The sequence below is a fragment of the Streptomyces sp. NRRL B-24085 genome (assembly GCF_001282115.1).
Lineage (GTDB): Bacteria > Actinomycetota > Actinomycetes > Streptomycetales > Streptomycetaceae > Streptomyces.
In genome coordinates this window covers 1-16,069 of the sequence record NZ_LJBR01000283.1, presented here as the reverse complement: position 1 = coordinate 16,069, position 16,069 = coordinate 1, and the positions used below count along the sequence as shown (strand labels likewise).

At 72.8% G+C, this 16,069-nt stretch carries 13 protein-coding genes; 5 read left to right on the top strand and 8 right to left on the bottom strand.

Annotation, left to right across the window (positions count from 1 at the left end; translation table 11 throughout):
* On the top strand, positions 1-304 hold a 304-nt coding region (locus AOJ26_RS44570), incomplete at its 5' end, for a hypothetical protein (RefSeq protein ID WP_218780921.1).
* Positions 305-604: 300 nt separating this feature from the next.
* On the opposite strand, the gene AOJ26_RS28330 is transcribed toward AOJ26_RS44570, so the two are convergent.
* Positions 605-1,276 (bottom strand): ANTAR domain-containing response regulator, encoded by a 672-nt coding sequence (locus tag AOJ26_RS28330; protein ID WP_053851199.1) that lies wholly within the window; start codon positions 1,274-1,276, stop codon positions 605-607.
* 320 nt (positions 1,277-1,596) lie between these two features.
* Here AOJ26_RS28330 and AOJ26_RS28325 point away from each other — a divergent pair, with 320 nt between their 5' ends.
* Positions 1,597-2,541 (top strand): anti-sigma factor RsbA family regulatory protein, encoded by a 945-nt coding sequence (locus AOJ26_RS28325; protein WP_053851198.1) that lies wholly within the window; start codon positions 1,597-1,599, stop codon positions 2,539-2,541.
* Positions 2,542-2,728: 187 nt separating this feature from the next.
* Positions 2,729-3,607, top strand: coding sequence for an alpha/beta fold hydrolase (locus AOJ26_RS28320; RefSeq protein WP_053851197.1), 879 nt, complete (start codon positions 2,729-2,731; stop codon positions 3,605-3,607).
* Positions 3,608-3,655: 48 nt separating this feature from the next.
* Here the strand turns inward: AOJ26_RS28320 and fxsT are convergent, their stop codons facing one another.
* From fxsT to AOJ26_RS43605, 5 genes are all read right to left on the bottom strand, one after another.
* A complete protein-coding gene (gene fxsT / locus AOJ26_RS28315) occupies positions 3,656-7,576 on the bottom strand; it encodes an FxSxx-COOH system tetratricopeptide repeat protein (protein WP_078960054.1) in 3,921 nt (1,306 codons plus the stop codon).
* The gene (locus AOJ26_RS28310) at positions 7,573-8,895 is read right to left on the bottom strand and encodes a TIR-like protein FxsC (RefSeq protein WP_159044411.1); all 1,323 of its coding nucleotides are present in this window, start codon (positions 8,893-8,895) and stop codon (positions 7,573-7,575) included. The genes fxsT and AOJ26_RS28310 overlap by 4 nt, the downstream gene beginning before the upstream one ends.
* A gap of 89 nt (positions 8,896-8,984) precedes the next feature.
* Positions 8,985-9,698, bottom strand: a complete 714-nt coding sequence (locus tag AOJ26_RS28305) for an AAC(3) family N-acetyltransferase (protein WP_078960055.1) — start codon at positions 9,696-9,698, stop codon at positions 8,985-8,987.
* Positions 9,699-9,802: 104 nt separating this feature from the next.
* Positions 9,803-11,992 carry a radical SAM/SPASM protein FxsBH, inactivated beta-hydroxylase extension form gene (gene fxsBH / locus AOJ26_RS28300; protein ID WP_053851196.1) on the bottom strand — a complete coding sequence of 730 codons (2,190 nt, stop codon included), beginning with the start codon at positions 11,990-11,992 and terminating at the stop codon, positions 9,803-9,805.
* Positions 11,993-12,146: 154 nt separating this feature from the next.
* Complete coding sequence (locus AOJ26_RS43605) at positions 12,147-12,311, bottom strand: hypothetical protein (protein WP_159044409.1); 165 nt, start codon at positions 12,309-12,311, stop codon at positions 12,147-12,149.
* A gap of 203 nt (positions 12,312-12,514) precedes the next feature.
* Between AOJ26_RS43605 and AOJ26_RS28295 the strand changes: the two genes are divergently transcribed.
* Positions 12,515-13,429, top strand: a complete 915-nt coding sequence (locus tag AOJ26_RS28295; protein WP_053851195.1) for a DUF4231 domain-containing protein — start codon at positions 12,515-12,517, stop codon at positions 13,427-13,429.
* Positions 13,430-13,499: 70 nt separating this feature from the next.
* Here AOJ26_RS28295 and AOJ26_RS28290 read toward each other — a convergent pair whose 3' ends face one another.
* Entirely contained in the window at positions 13,500-13,997 is a 498-nt protein-coding gene (locus AOJ26_RS28290) for a hypothetical protein (protein ID WP_053851194.1), read from the bottom strand.
* A 322-nt stretch (positions 13,998-14,319) separates the two neighbouring features.
* Between AOJ26_RS28290 and AOJ26_RS28285 the strand changes: the two genes are divergently transcribed.
* Positions 14,320-14,949 carry a ScbR family autoregulator-binding transcription factor gene (locus AOJ26_RS28285; protein WP_053851193.1) on the top strand — a complete coding sequence of 210 codons (630 nt, stop codon included), beginning with the start codon at positions 14,320-14,322 and terminating at the stop codon, positions 14,947-14,949.
* A gap of 11 nt (positions 14,950-14,960) precedes the next feature.
* Here AOJ26_RS28285 and AOJ26_RS28280 read toward each other — a convergent pair whose 3' ends face one another.
* Complete coding sequence (locus AOJ26_RS28280; protein WP_053851192.1) at positions 14,961-15,998, bottom strand: rod shape-determining protein; 1,038 nt, start codon at positions 15,996-15,998, stop codon at positions 14,961-14,963.
* Positions 15,999-16,069 lie beyond the last annotated feature (71 nt).

Here is a 16,069-nt window from a genome sequence, read left to right as displayed (position 1 = left end):
GCACCGGGCCGGGCTCACCGCAGGCGGCCACCGCCTCGTCGGCCGGCCCCTGCGCGGCCACGGCCTCGTCCAGCACCGCGCGGAGCGCCCGCAGTTGGTCCGGCCGCGAGCCACCGTGCGGCTCGGGGCGCGGGCGCGTCCGGAGCTGTGGCTGTGCGCATGGCCCCTCCTGACGTGCGTGTGCCCGGTCCCCGCGAACCCGCCCACGGGAGCGCGGAGAACCGGCTTCCGGCCGCCGCGTCCCTCCAGTGTGCGCCTCGCGCGCGGGCCGGTGTTCCCGCGCGTCCTGCCGGCCAAGGCTTGATCGGGCGTTCTCGGGGGTAGTTCTCCTCCCCCGGGAGTAGCGGGAGGTGGTGCGGTCGCCCCGGGGAGGCAGGACAGGTGCCTCCGTGGGCACGATGTGCGGGCGGGACTCGGGGACGAGGCTGGTCCGTGTCGGGGAACAGCAGCCAAGGCCCGAGGAGGGCGCCATGAACCGCCAGATCCGCGTTCGCGTGAGCCGCCGGCCCTCGTCCTCCCGTGACACCCGGCAGCCCGAGATCGACCGCAGGACCCCGTCGGGGCGGCTGCTGCCGTACTGACCCGGGTCCCCCCCGGCCGCCGGTCAGTCCAGACAGCGGTCGATCGCCGTCCGCAGCGCCCGGCGCAGCTCCGGCGACGGCACCGGGCCACCGCCCCCGGCACCGGCCGCGACCACCGCGGCGACCTTGCGCAGCTTGGTGTTGGAGAGCTGGGAGGCCTCCCGCAGGACGTCCCACGCCTGGTCCGGGGAGCAGGCGTGGGTGGCCATCAGGACCCCGCGCGCCTGGTCGATGACCGGGCGGCTGGCGATCGCCTGCCGGAGCTGCTCGACCTCCGTGCGCAGCTTGTCGAGCTGCTGGGTGCGCTCCAGGACCACGACGGAGGGCACGGTCTCCCGGCGCGTCCCCGGGCCGTGCAGCGGGTCGTCGGGATCCAGACCGGCCATCTCCAGGACCCCGCGCGGCTGTTCGGTCCAGCCGGTCGCCGACACCCGCGCGTGACGGCGGCGGGCCCAGGTGTCCAGGACCTCCAGGAACTGCAGCCCCGCCGTGTCCATGAAGGCCACGCCGGACATGTCCAGGTCCACCCGGCGGACGCCGTCCGGCAGTCGGGCCAGACTCCTGGCCAGGATGTCCGTACAGCCGTGGACCAGATCGCCGCGGGGCAGGAGCACGGCCCCGTCCCCGTCCACGCTGCCGTCGACGGTCAGGGTGTTCAGCCGCCCCGCTAGTGATGTGTGCGTCGCTGACCTCATGTCCGCCTCGCTGCTCCCCACAGTCGTCACGACGTTGAGTCACCGATAGCCGCCGGATCCCGCTCCGGGCGTGGCTGTGCGGATCCGCCGGTGCTGGGATGCGCCTGCCCGGCCCGTGGGGGAGTACACCAGGGCCGCCGGGGCGTGACGGGCGCACTCCGGGGGTAGACGCGGTCTGGACCAGGCAGTGACAGGAGACGTTCCGGGAGGGGAGACGTATCGGAAGGGCCGGAGTCGGGTCGGCAGTGGGGAGTCGGAGTGAGGATCCGGTACCGGGCGGCACACCGCCGCCCCCCGGCGCGCGGGCGGGCGGTGACGCCATGAACACCGCCGCCGTCGCCGGGACCACCGATCCGTTCGTGCATCCCGCGCTCTTCTACCGCGACGAGCGGGAGTACCTCGCCGGAGTGGTGCCGTTCGTGCACAAGGCGCTCGCGGACGGTGAACCGGTGGCCGTGGCCGTGCCCACCGAGAACCTGCGGCTGCTGAAGGCGGAGATCGGCGCCGAGAAGGCCGTGCGCTTCCTCGACATGCGGGAGGCCGGACGCAACCCCGGCCGGATCATCCCGGGGGTGCTGCGCGCCTTCGCCGACGCCCAGCCGCCGGACACCCGGGTGCGGATCGTCGGCGAACCGGTCTGGGCCGGACGCTCGGCCGTCGAGTACCCCGCCTGCCTCCAGCACGAGGCGCTGATCAACACCGCCTTCCGGGGCCGCGCCGTCACCGTCCTGTGCCCCTACGACACCGGGCGCCTCGACCCGCAGGCCGTCGCCGACGCCTACGCCACCCACCCCGTGGTCGTCGACGCCGGCTCCGGACGCGAGGAGCGGAGCGGACGCTACGACGCCGAGGGCGTGCACGCCCGCTGCAACGCCCCGCTGCCTCCAACCCCGGACGCGGCCGCCCACGCCTTCGTCGCCGATGTGCTCGGCGACATGCGACACTTCGCGTCCGACGCGGCCGAGCGGTTCGGGCTCGTGCGGCCCCGGATCGACGACCTGGCGCTGGCCGTCGCCGAGCTGACCACCAACAGCGTGGTGCACGGCGGCGGTTCGGGGCGGCTGCGGGTGTGGGCCGAGGACGGGTACGTGGTGTGCGAGGTCCGCGACCGGGGGCACCTCACCGACCCGCTGGCCGGCCGCCGCCCGCCCGCCCGGGACCAGTTGGGCGGCCGCGGCCTGCTGATGGTCAACCTCGTCGCCGACCTCGTACGGCTGCACACCGGGCCGGACGGCACGACGGTCCGCTGCTGGTTCGCCCTCTGAGGGCCGCGCGCCCCGGCCGCCGGTTCCCGCCGCCGGCCCGGGCGGGCCTCGCCGCGATGGCCGAACTGCGCCGGTCCGCCCCGCCCCGGTCCCCCTTTGACCTGCGAATTCGTTTCGCCGTACGCCCGCGTGGGCAAGGTTCGGGCAGCGTGGCCCGGTCAAGGCCTCGGGTGGGGGGAGCGCGGCGGTGCCCGACCATGTGCGCACGGCGGACGGACGACGGTTACGGGTGGAGGTCTCGGGGGATCCGCACGGACGCCCCGTGTTCCTCCTGCACGGCATGCCGGGCAGCCGGGTGGGGCCCAAACCCCGCTCGATGTTCCTCCACCAGCGCGGCGCCCGCCTCATCAGCTACGACCGCCCCGGGTACGGCGGTTCGGACCGGATGCCGCGCCGCCGGGTGGCGGACGTGGCCCAGGACGTCGCCGATGTCGCCGACGCACTCGAACTGGACCGATTCGCGGTGGCCGGCCGGTCCGCCGGCGCCCCGCACGCCCTGGCCTGCGCCGCGCTGCTGCCCGACCGGGTCACCCGGGCGGCGGCGATGGTGGGCTGGGCACCGCGTGACGCCGAGGGCCTGGACTGGTACGCCGGAATGGCGCCGTCCAACGTCGCCGCCCTGAGCACGGCCGCCTCCGACCCCGAGCGGTTCGCCGCCGGGATCATCCCGCGCTCTGCCGCCATCCGCAGCAACCCGGCGCGGCTGCTGGAGGAACTGCGCGAGGATCTCACCGCCGACGACCGGCTGATCGTCTCGGACAACACCATCCGTTCGATGCTGCTGCGCAACTACCGCGAGGCGCTGCGCACTTCACCGTACGGCTGGATCGACGACGCCCTCGCCCTCACCGCCTCCTGGGGTTTCGACCCGGCCCGCATCAAGGTGCCGGTGCTGCTGTGGCACGGCAAGGACGACGTGTTCTCCCCGGCCTCGCACGCCTCCTGGCTCGCCGACCGCATTCCCCGCGCCACGGCCGTCCTGGAACCCACCTCGGCCCACTTCGCCGCGCTGCGCGCCCTGCCCGCCGTACTGGACTGGCTGCTCACCGACGCACGCGCGAACTGACGGGCGGGTGGACGGCACCGCGGGCATCCGGCGCCGCCCCGCCCCCGCTCACACCGACAGGGGCTCCAGATCCCGGTAGATCCGCCGTTCGCGGCCGGCCAGGAGGGTGATGCCGTTGTCCTCGCCGAGCAGCAGGCGCAGTTCCGCCATCGCCTCCTCCCGCAGGGCCCGGGCCTCGCTCTCCCGGCCCAGGGCGCGCAGGGTGAGCCCCAGGTTGGTGACCACGGCGAGCGTCTCGGGGTGGTGGCCGCCGAGGGTCCCGCGCAGCACCGGCAGCGCGGCCTCGTCCCGTTCCCGCGCCTCCTCGTAACGGCCCTGGTCGTAGAGGACGTTGGCGTAGTTCACGCTGCAGAACACGGCGTGCGGATGGTGCTCGCCCAGCACCTCCGCCATGCGGGGCAGCACCTTCAGGAACACCGCCTCCGCCTCGTCCAGGTCCCCGCAGCCCCAGTGGAAGATCCCCAGGTTGTTCAGGGCCGCCTGGGTGTACGGGTGGGCCTCGCCCGGCACCTTCATGTACTCGGCGAGCACGTCCCTGGCCACCTCGCGGGCCCGGTCCCGTTCGTCGGCCGCGAACAGGTCGGCCGCCAGGTTCAGGTCGCAGGCGAGCGAGTCGGGGGTCGGGGCCGCGTACTGGTCCTTGTACCGCTTGCGGGTCGCCTCGGTCAGCCGCCGGGCGTCCTCCAGCTGGCCGTTGCGGCGCAGCGACACCGCCAGGGACTTGGCGCAGCGCAGGGTGCCGGGGAACTCCACGGTCAGGATCCGTTTGTGGGCCGCGTACGTGCGCGACAGGATCGACACGGACTCCGCGTACCGGCCGACCTCCCGCAGGTCCCGGCCGAGGCGTTCGGCCGAGGCCAGCGTGTACGGGTGGTCGGGACCGAGGACGGCCATGCGCCGGTCGAGGGTGTCCTGGTCGATGCCGCGGGCCTCGCCGTAGTTGCCCACCATCCGCAGCGCGAGGGCGAGGTTGTTGGCCGCGCTGAGGGTGCGCCGGTGCGACTCGTGGAAGATCTCGCTGAAACCGGTGTGCGCCTCCTTGGCCAGCTCGACGGCCTTGGTGTACTCGCCGAGGGCGGCCAGGTCGCTGGAGAGCGCGGACATGGTGGCGTACGTGTGCGGGTGCTGCTCGCCCAGTTCCCGGCGCTGCCGCTCCAGCAGGTCCTCCCCTATCTCCCGGGCCTCCACGTAACGCCCTTGTGAGCGCAGCACGTTGGCGAGGTGGAAGCGCAGGTAGAGGTAGTAGACGTCGTCCTCCCCGAGGACCGGCTTCCAGTGCTGGAGCAGGTCCTCCGCGAGGCGCCGCGCGGCCAGGAAGTCACCGCGCTTCCACTGGTAGCGGACCCGGTCGATGAGCAGTCGGCGGGTGTCGGCCTCACGGCAGTTGCGGGCGTCGGAGGCGGCCAGATGCGGCCAGATGACGGCGAAGCGGGGCCAGGTGGTCGGGTCGTCGATGGGTTCGTCGCCGTCGGGCCGGGCGCCCGCCAGGACGGTGTGCACGACGTGCCGGGCCTCCCGCTGCTTCTCCTCGGGCATCTGGGAGCGGATCACGGCCTGCACCAGCCGGTGCACCTGGAGGCTGTTGGTCTTCTGGTCGACCTTGGCGAGCGCGAACCGGCCGATCTCCCGGATGACCCGGCCGAGCAGCAGACTCTCCTGGAGGGAGGGGTCGTACGGCTTGAGTGCCGTGATCATCTCCTTGCTGTAGAGCAACTGCTGGGAGATCGGCTCGGGGGCGAGGAAGGCGCACAGCTGGAGCAGCCGTACCGCAGCCGGTGATCGTTTCTCCAGCTGCTCGATCGAGACGTTCCAGGTCGCCGCGACCGTCCGCGGGTAGTCGGGCGGCTGGTTGAGGTCCAGGACCTCGGTGGTCTGCCGGGCCAGCTGCCGCAGGTAGTCCTCGATCGGGGTGGCGGTCTCGGCCAGCCAGGCCGCCGCCTGCTCGACCGCCAGCGGCAGGTCGCCGACGGCCTCCGCCACCCGGTCGGCGTCCTCGGCCGTCAGACCGCCCTCGGTGCGCCGGGTCAGGTGCTCGATGCTCTCCTTGCGCTCGAAGACGTCGATCTGCTGGGACGCGCCGTGCTGCGACCAGGCCTGGTTGCGGGAGGTGACGAGGATGTGGCCGCCGTCCCCGGTGGGGAAGTAGCGGGCCAGCTCCGCGGGGTCGCCGGCGTTGTCGAAGACCAGGATCCAGCGCTTGGTCGGCAGGCCCCGGGACAGCCGCTGCACGGCTTCCTGGCTGGCCTTCGTCATGTCCTCCTCGGTGCCCGTGGCGCCTATCAGCGGGGCGAGTTCGGCGAGCGAGGCGACCACGTCGTCGACGTGCTCGGCGGACATCCACCACACGAGGTCGTAGTCGGCCATGAACCGGTGCACGTACTCGATGGCGAGCTGGGTCTTGCCCACCCCGCCAAGCCCGAACAGCGCCTGCGGCTGCGGCGGCCCGGACAGCTCGCCGAGCTGGGTGCGGATCCGGTCCATGATCGGGGCGCGGCCGGTGAAGGTCGTGTTGCGCTGGGGCGCGTTCCAGATGCCCGGGGTGATGCCGGGGAAGCGGGGGGCCGTCGGGCTGCTCTCCGCCTGCTGCAACGGCAGTTCCAGGGCACGCTGGAGCGCGGCCACGCACTCCGTCTCGTCGAGCCGGTGCAGGTCGGTGCAGGGCTCCGGGAGCGGGACCTCCTCGACGCGCAGCGGCACCACCGAGCCGCGCGCGCCGTCCGCGGGCCGCTCGCCGAGGGCCCGCCACACGGAGTCGGCGTACCGGGACTCCTGGAAGGTCTTCGACAGCAGCACCACGGTGTGGGCGGTGCTCTCCGCCGGCTCGACCGGGCCGGTGGAGATCTCGTGCAGGGTGACCTCGCAGCCCGCCCGCTTCAGCAGGTACTCGACCCAGTCGGCCCACATCCGCTTCTCCGCCGCGTACGCCACCACGACGTCGGCCACGCTGGTCAGCGGCCGGCGCCTGAGGTAGGCGTCCCGGCAGCGCAGCCGGACCGGTTCGGGGATCTGCGGCAGCGAGGTGACCTCGCGGTCGGAGATGACGGCGGTGAGCCGCTCGAACGCGGACAGCAGCGAGTTGGCGATACCGCTCTCGTCGCCGACGGTGGCGAGCGTCTCCTCGTAGGCGTAGTAAGGGCGGTACGGGATCTCGACGTTGCCCCAGTAGGCGCTGAGCTCCTCCTGGCTCAGCGGCCGGCCGTCCGCCCCCTTGGGCAGCCCCTCGAACCGCATCCGGGCCAGCGCGCGGCCCGCGTCCACCTTCTCCTTCTCGCCCTCGTCGATGCGCATCGGCACCGGCAGCACCCGTATCCGGCGCGGCCGGTAGCCCTCCTCGACGCTGCGGGCGACGACCGCGGCGCCCTCCAGCGCCTGGTCGCTCAGCGTGAAGCAGTCCACGAGGACGTCGGGCATCTCCATGGTGCAGATGTCGGCGTTGTCGGACAGGCCGGTGCGGCTGTCGATCAGGACGTAGTCGTACGTCGCCTTCATGCTGGCCCGCAGGGCCCTGAGGAAGGTGCCGCCGCCGAGGCGTTCGTAGAAGTTGTCCCACTCGAACGAGGTGACCGCCGCCGAGTAGGCCCGGTCCTGTCGGCCCGCGGACAGGAAGTCCAGCGAGCCGCCCTCGGGGAAGTGCAGGTCGAAGCGTTCGGGGCGGATGGAGACGGCGTGCTGCTCGACCTGGGCGTAGGACAGGTGCCAGTCGTCGGGGCGCTGGGTTCCGGTGGTCGCGGCCCAGGCGTAGTCCTGGATGATGTTGATGACGCCCGGCGTCGCGGACAGCGCCTTGGGGTCGAGGAACGGGTGGAAGAAGCGGTGCAGGCCCGGCGCCTCCAGGTCCCAGTCGACGGCGAGCACCCGTTTGCCGTTGGCGGCCAGGATCCAGGCGGTGTTGGCCAGCGCCATGGTGCGGCCCGTGCCGCCTTTGTACGAATAGAACGTGATCACTCGTCCGTCGCGCGGGCCCGTCATGCTTCTCCTCCGTGGTCGGGTCCGCCTTCGGGGTACGGCGGCCGGATGGGGCCCAGCAGACGGGGCCTGGGCACGTGCGGACCCGGCGGCGGATGGGCCTCCGCGTGTTTCAGGTACTGCCGGGTGGTGTGCGCCACGACGGTGGGCAGCACGTCGGTGAACGCCTTGAGGGTGGGGATGCCGTTGACCGCGGTACGGCAGTCGGTGCGCCTGCCGCGTTCCAGCAGCAGGGGCAGGGTGCGCTCGAACTCCGTGGTCAGGCGCTGCCCCTCGTCGCTGTGGCACTGGAGGTCGGCGCGGTTCCAGGGGACGACCGCGCTCACCCACGGCTGGGCCTGTGCGTCGAACGCCTTGAGCCTGCGCCGCCGTTCCTCGTCCGTCAGCGTCCACCGGTCGACGAGCAGGATGCGCGGGCGGCCCGTCTTGCCGCCCTCCTCGCCGGCGGAGAGCGGGCCCTCGGTGTCCTCGTCGTCGAAGGAGGAGACCGTGGGCCGGTAGTCCAGCGAGCGGATCAGCTCCTCCGCCAGGGCGGGCAGCGGGCGCGTCGACTCGGAGTGGTACGGGTTCCAGTCCAGCGGGTCCTCGCCGTACGGGCGCGGGTCCCGGTCCTCGGGCATGCTGTCGAGGGTGGGCGCGGCCACCGTCAGATGGATGTGCCGGGGTTCCTCGCCGCGCGGCCGGAACGCGCTCGGGGTGGACTCGTAGTCGCGCAGCCGGCCGGGTGGCAGCGGTGACTCCTCGGCGACCTGGACGATGCGCTGGGCGAGGGTGAGGACGGTCTCCTCGTACTCGTCGCGCAGTCTGCTGAGCTTGATGAGCCCGTAGAAGCCGTTGGTGGCGTAACGGTCGCCGAAGGTCGTGCGGTCCAGGTGTATGTGGCGTATGGAGTCGGGCAGTTGCTGGAAGTCGACGCGCGTCCACAGGGCCGGGACGATGGCGGACACCTCGCGTCCGCCGGCGGCCTTGGCGTGCAGGAGGCGTTCGTTGAACGCGTACAGTTCCCGGCCGCACATCTCGCTGGTGAAGTAGCGCGGTGACAGCAGCGGCACGAAGACGCGGCAGCGGGCGAGGTTCTCGCTGAGCTTGCGCGGCCAGCCGACCCCGGAACCCATCTCCCGGTCTATGAAGCCGACTTCGGCACCGGCGGGCAGGTCGGTCAGGGCCATGATGTGGTTGCACAGGTCCCGGTAGAGCTGGTGCACCCAGTGGTCGGGGTCGCCGCCGCCCGATCCCCACGGCGGGGTGTGGGCGTAGCTGAGGAAGAAATAGGGCTGCCCCTCGGCCGGTGCCTGCCCCCACTCCCCGTCAGGTGTGTCCAACACGCCCCCCTGCGCGTCGGTGACCCCGTAGCCGGAGCCACCTGGAACCGGAAGAACAATGTGCCCGACCGAAAGGCCAGACGGATCGCTTATTTCAGGTCATTCCGGAGACGAGATCTGGACAGTTGATCGCGTACGTCGTCGACGGCGGCCCGCATTCCGAACAGCGTGACCGGTCTTCCGGACCATTCCCGCCGCACGAGGAGTTCATCCGGAAGCCGTGCGCCGGCCTCCGCGAAGTCACCGTCGTCCAAGGTCAGATCCTCGTAGGTGACCCAGTTTCCCTTGTCGCCCAGCACGCAGCGGTACTGCCGCAGGGGCGGTCGCGGGGTCATGCGGTACTCGGCGAGATGGAAGGCGCTGCACACCTCGAACCCCACGCGCAGCAACAGCACTTGCGCATCAGCGTCGTACAGCCTGGCGAGCGGGGAGCACTCGCCGAGGTGGCAGTGCGGGTCGTGTCCGGCGAGCAGTTCGGCCGCCCGCGGGCCGATGGCGGCCAGCGAGGTCTGCGGGTGGGCGCTGCGCACGGCTCCCGGAGTGGTCCGTACGCACTCGGCCAGCGCGCCCATCGACGGGCAGGGCGTGGCGTCCGGCTCGAAGGGGAGCATCGACGCGCGGAATTCCGCGGCCTCCTCGGCGCTGAGGTGCGCGACGAGGGCCCGGTGGGCGCGGGAGCTGTCCGAGTTCTCGGGCGTGAAGGCGGGCACGACGAGGGTGCCGCGCGGACCGAGCGCGCCGAGCAGCGCGTCCCGGACCCGGGTGGGGGAGAGGCCGGTGCCGCTCAGGGAGGCGTGGACCATGAGGGGGGCGCCGGGACGGAGGGGCAACTCGGCCAACAGGCCGTCTAGTTGGCGGGCGGCCGACACCGAGGTGGGGCCTTGCGCGGTCCGGGTGACCGTCTCCGTCACGGCTGCCCCGCGATCGTCGTCCACTCCGCGCGCAGCTCCGCGGCCAGCACCTCGCCGCTCTCGGTGAGGTCGCGGTCGGGCAGTCCGTCCAGCGCGGCCAGGGCGCGGCCGGCCCGGGCCAGGGACCGGCGGCCCTCGGGGGTGCCACGGCCCCAGTAGGCCACGTCCCCCAGACCGTCGACGGCCTCGGTGAGCAGCCGCCCGGCCTGGTTGCCCGGCACGTGCAGATCGGTCGTCGCGCGCAGGGCGGCCAGCCGGGCTCGGCGCCCCAGGCGCGGCAACTCGCGGACGAACGCGGCGGGTTCGACATCGACGGCGACCCCGAGCCCGCCCAGGCCGTCGACGGCGAGCAGCACCCCGGCCCCGGCGACGAGCGGGGTGACGGCGTCCACGCGCAGGGCGTTGCGGTCGTCGTCCGCCTCGGGGCCCCGCTCCGCCCTCAGCTCGTAGGCGGTCCGCAACCGCTCGCGGAACGCGGCGAGTTCGTCCGGGTCCAGCGGTCCGGTGACGGGGGCCGGGTAGACCGCACGGCGGGGGTCCGCGTCGTCGATGAGCAGCGGCTCGGTGGCGGCCACCTTCAGCACCGTCAACGGCCGCCAGACCTCGCTGGGTTGGTCGCCGACGGTGTGGCGCGTCCCGTCCTCGGTACGGACGTCGAGACCCCGTGCGCTCACCTCGGCCGCCACCCGTCCCGGCGCGGGCAGGGTCAGGGTGCCGAGGGTCGGCAGGTGCAGCTCCCGGTCCGGCTGTTCCCAGGCGAGCCGCAGCGGGGCGTGCGCGTGGACGGCCGCCGCCACGGCGACCCGGGCGAAGCGGGCCGCGGTGACGTGGGCCGCCTCGGCGTGCCGCAGGGCGGCCCGCAGGTAGGGGTGGGACAGCACCCGGTTGAGGTGTTCCGCGCCGGTCCGGTCCGCGTCCAGCCTGAGCAGGGCCAGCCAGGTCGCGTCCCAGTCGGGGTGCCCGGCCAGCCGCTCGTTGGCGTAGGCGAGGAGGGTGCGGTCCAGCTCCTGCCGGGCGAACCGCAGGGCCGCGGGGTCGAGGACGGCGGGCGAGAGGGAGCGGTCGGTGATCCGCTCGGCGATCCCGTCGACGAGGGCGCGGAGATCGGCGCAGAACACCGATGGATTGTCGAACTCGCGTTCGCTGCTGTAGCGGTGGGCGTAGAGACCGCCGCCGCAGGACTCCACCACCGGGCACGCGCGGCAGGTCTCCGAGAGCCCGAGCAGACCGCGCTGCCGGGCCTGGACGCCGGGATGCCGGGCCACCTGTTCGAACGTGTGGTGGTCGACGTGGTACCCCGTGGCGGGCGCGCCGTCGTAGGCCGTCTTGAGCGAGTCCACCTGCTCGAAGGAGCCGTCCGTCTCCACGACGGCCAGGTCGGAGGGGGCCAGCCCCATGGCCTCGGTCAGGCTGGGCCCGCCCCGCAGGGTGCTGAGCACCGAGTCGAAGGTCCGCACCCGTACCTTGCGCCCCTGCTCCGTCCAGCGGTCGAACACGGCGAGCAGCCAGTCGGCGTACGGTGTCGCCGACCCGGAGGCACCGCGCGGCGGCGGGGTGTCCCAGGTGGAGTGCGGCAGCAGGTAGTCGATGCGGGGCGGCGCGAGGGCCGACAGGGTGTCGTGCACGACGACGGGGTCGTTCGCCACGTCCACCGTGCAGAGCAGTCCGCCGAACAGGTGCCGGTACTCCTCGGTGCGCAGCAGGTCGATCGCGCGCAGCACGCGGTGGTAGCTGCTCCGGTACCTGCGGTCGAGCCGGTGCCGGTCGTTGGCGGCCCGGTCGCCGTCCAGCGAGACGCTCACCAGGACGCCGTACTCCCGGAAGACGTCCAGGTGGCGGCGGCTGAGCTGCATGCCGTTGGTGTGGATCTTCAGCTCCAGCTCGGCGACGCCTTCGAGTGCGGAGCTGAACTCGGCGCAGATGGACCGGAGTCGGGCGGGGCCGGCCAGCAGGGGCTCGCCGCCGTGGAGGATGACGGTCACGGAGGACAGGCCGTGGTCGCGCGCGTACGCGGCGAACCGGGCCGCCGTGCGACGGACCGTGTCCTCGCCGATCACGACCGGGCGGGTCTTCCAGCTCTTGTCCGCGTGCTCGTACACATAGCAGTGGTCGCACGCCAGATCGCACCGACTGTGGATCTTCAGGACGAGTTGCTGAAGTGGGTGGTCCCCCGTGGAAACGGTCACTTAGCACACGCTACCGGGCTCCGTCACCCCCGCACGCCAAGTACCGGCCAATTGGGATACCGCACAGGTGTGTTGTGGTATCCGGCCGTCCGCGGCGCACCGACCGCGCACGTCGTCGTGGACGGCGCGCGCGGTCGCTGGCCGGACGTCCGTCCTACAGCGCCGAGTCGAACGTCGTCGGACGCCTTCCCGGACCACCCGTGACCCGGTCAGCGGCCTTCGTCGTGGCGGTGGAGCCGATCGCACCCAGCGGGGTGTGCTGACCGTGGGGAGCGGAACCGGCGGCCGTCGCGCGTTCCGTGACCGTCTGAGCCTTCATCTGTCTGATGTCTCCTTCCGTGGGGACCGGCGTGTCCCCGGCCCAAAAGACCTGAGGCCCGGTGTCGGAAATCGAACCATGAGACAGAGACAACCCGGTTTTAGGCGGACGATACCCCAGCCGAAGGGCTCCGGAGCATGGCTAGGGGGCGCGTACGCGCCCATACTCGGATGTCCCAGCGAGCCTGTTGTCGGGGGTGGGCCATGAGGGTCGGTATTCCGGGGCCGGGTGTCACATGGAACGACGACGACCTCCCCCCGCTCTTCCGCGTTAACGATCAACTCGCGATCACCCATCAGAGTGAATCCTTCCGAGCCGTGCGCGCCCAGTTGATCGTCCTGCTGGCGGCCACCACATCGGCCATGCTGGCCGAACGCCTGGACAGCCATGTCCCGGCGTTCCTGGCCGCGCTGCTGTACGCCCTGACCATCGGCATCGGTCTGCGCACCACGCGCCGGCGGGCCCGCGCACGCTGGCAGGCCCATCGTGCCGTCGCCGAGATGCTGAAGTCCCTGGCGTGGCAGTACATGGTACACGGCGGTGTCTTCCACTCCCGAGTGGCCAACGCGGACGCGCTGTTCGCGGAGCGGGTCGAGGAACGGCTCCGGGAGATGCGCAAGGTGGGCTGGGAGGACTCCAGGAACGGCGCCCACACCCGCGGCGAGGGCCAGATCACGCCGGTGATGCGGCAGGTGCGGGCGAAGCCCTTCCCGGTGCGGCGGGACGTCTATCTGCGTGAGCGATTACTGGAGCAGCACGCCTGGTACCGGCGGCGCGCCGCGCAGGCCCACCGCGCCTCCGTGCGCTGGTCGTCGGTGACCGCCGTGCTGACCCTGCTGGCCCTGCTCGCTGCCGTGCTCCGGGCGGCCGGGATGCTCGGCGGCTGGGACCTGACCGGGGTGTTCAGCGCGTCCGCGGCGGCCGGCGTGGCCTGGCAGGAGGTGCGCAGGCACCGGCCGCTGACCTACGCGCACTCGCTCGTCGAGCAGGATCTGGAGACCCTGCGGGTGGAGATGAGCACGACGGTGACCGAGGACCGGTGGGCCCGCGCGGTGGCGGAGGCGGAACGGCTGGTGTCGCCGCAGCACTCGGACTGGCTCGGCAGGTTCGGCGGTTGACGGTCTCTCGGACCGCGTGCGGCAACGGTGACGGTCGCTCAGACCACCGTGCCGCCAAGGGTGTCGGCGCTCACGGCTCGCGGCGGACGCCCGGCTCCCACAGGACGGTGACCGGGACCTGCGTCCTGCGCGCGTAGGCCACGACGTCGGCGGTGCCCCCGAGCCCCCGGGCCGGACGCCCGTCCCACACGGCGACCAGACGATCGCAGTGGTCGACGATCCAGCGGCCCGCCGCGAAGTACGCCTCCTCGTGCGTCGGTTCGGGCGGCAGCTCGACCCGGTTCGCGCAGACGCCCAGGATCCTGCGGTACCCGGCGCGGGCCGCGTCGTCGTCCAGGTGGGCCTCGTAGTCCATGCCCGGGATCACCGCCGTCACCGGAACGCCGCTGTCCAGGGCGATGTCCGCGAAGAGCTGGTCGGCGCCGGCCGCGAGACAGGAGAGGGCCTCCAGGGCGCCGCCGAGCTGTCTGCGCATCTCCGCCCGCACGCCCGGCAGGACCGGGCCCGGGATGCTGCGGTGTCCCGTCACGCCGATCCGGGTGACGGAGGTGAGAGCCGGTGCGGTCACGGAGGAAGAGGTTCCGGCCTGTCGGGTCGTCGCGGTTCCGCTCGTCACGAGAGAGCCTCCCACAGCCGTCGGATACTCCACCGTAGCGCCCGCCGGCGGGGAGCACACAGGGGCGCACCCGCTCACACCGGTCTCGCCGGACGGTGTCCGCCCGGCCCGACCGCGCCCGACTGCGCGTCGTTCACGGCCCGCGGTGCCCCCCTGTGTCCGGCACAGTGTTTGCCCGGGTGGTCGGGAAAAGTACCAGTCGGTTGGTTTCCTTGTTGATCGGGAAGGCAGACTGATCGCGAGGGCTCGTCGTGACACAGTCAGGGGTGGGCGCATGGTCAGGCAGGAACGCGCGGAGGTCACCCGGTCGGCCATCCTCGACGGGGCGGCCCGCGTCTTCGACGCCGAGGGGTACCACGGGACGTCGCTCGGGGACATCCTCAAGGAGGCCGGGGTGACGAAGGGCGCGCTCTACTTCCACTTCGGCTCCAAGGAGGAGCTGGCCCAGGCCCTCGTCGACGAGCAGCTCGCCGCCCTGGAGTCGGTCACGGACCCGGAGAGACCGGGGATGCAGACCGTCATCGACATCGTGCACGCCATGGCCCGGCGACTGGTCACGGACGTCCGGGTGCGGGCCGGCATCCGGCTGGCCGTCGACCGGAGCTCCAAGGCGGGCCTGGTCAGCGAGCCGTACACCCGGTGGATCGAGCTCTTCCGGGAGTGCCTCGTCCGGGCCCAGCAGCGCGGGGACGTCAAGGCGGACCTTGACCCCGGACGGGTGGCCCGGCTGATCGTCGGCTCCTGGACCGGACTGCAGCTCAGCTCCCAGGTCCTCAGCGGGCGGGCCGACCTGACCGAGGAGACCACCCTCATGTGGGAGATGCTGCTGCCGAGCATCGTGCCGCCGCGGCGGCTGGAGCGGTTCCACCCCGAGGGCAGGGCCCGGGTGCCCGAGATGGTCTGACGGGGCCTCAGTCAGGGGGCCAGCGGGTTCAGGGACAGCGGCTCGATCTTGCCCTCCAGCATGTGCCCCAGACCCTGTACGGCACACACGTCGGGCCGTTCGGCGATGTGCACCGGCATCCCGGTGGCCTGCCGCAGCATCTGGTCGAGACCGGGGAGCAGGGCGGAGCCGCCGACCATCATGATCCCGCGGTCGGCGAGGTCGGCCACGAGGTCGGGCGGGCAGTTGCGCAGCACCCGGCCGATGCCGTCGAGCACGGCGGTCAGCGGGGTCTCGATCGCGTCCCGCACGGCGGCGGTGTCGACCCGCACGGAGCGGGCGAGGCCGGTGGCGACGTCCCGTCCGTGGATCTCGGTGGAGGCGGGGCCCTGCGGGGTGAGGCCGTTGCCCGAGAGGGCGAGCTGGAGCGGCCGTACGGACTGGCTGGGCAGCATCAGCTCGTGCTCGTGACGCAGGTGCTGCACGATCGCGTGGTCGACGGCCTCGCCGCCGACCGGGATGCGCTCCGCGGTCACGATCGACCCGAGGGAGAGGACGGCGACCTGGGTGGCGGCCGCCCCGCACACCATGATCATGGTGGCCTCGGCCCGCTCGACGGGCAGTCCGCAGCCCACGGCGGCGGCGATGAGGGTGTCCACGAGCTCCACGCGCCGTGCCCCGAGCCCGACCAGGGTCTCGATGGCTGCGCGCCGGGCCAGCGGGTCGGCGTCGTGCGGGGTGCAGGCGGCGGCCCGCAGCCGGGGCTTGCGGCGCAGGTTGCGGCGGATCCTGTCGCCGAGCAGGTGGCGCAGCATGCGCTGGGCCATCTCGATGTCGACGACGGTGCCGCCGGAGACGGGCCGGACGACGCGGATGTAGTCGGGGGTGCGGCCCGTCATCTTCTCGGCGAACTCGCCGACCGCGATCAGCGCGCCGGTACGGGTGTTCACGGCGGCGGCCGACGGCTGGTCGACGACGAGCCCGGCCCCCTTCACGTAGACCCGCGTCCGCGCCGCGCCCAGGTCGACGGCGAAGTGGCAGCGGCGCAGCTGCTGCAGACTGGCGGTCATGGCAGGTCCTCCCGAGAACACAGACCGTGGGGCCGCGCCGGGTGGCGGGGCTTAGTGGCATCGTGCGGGGG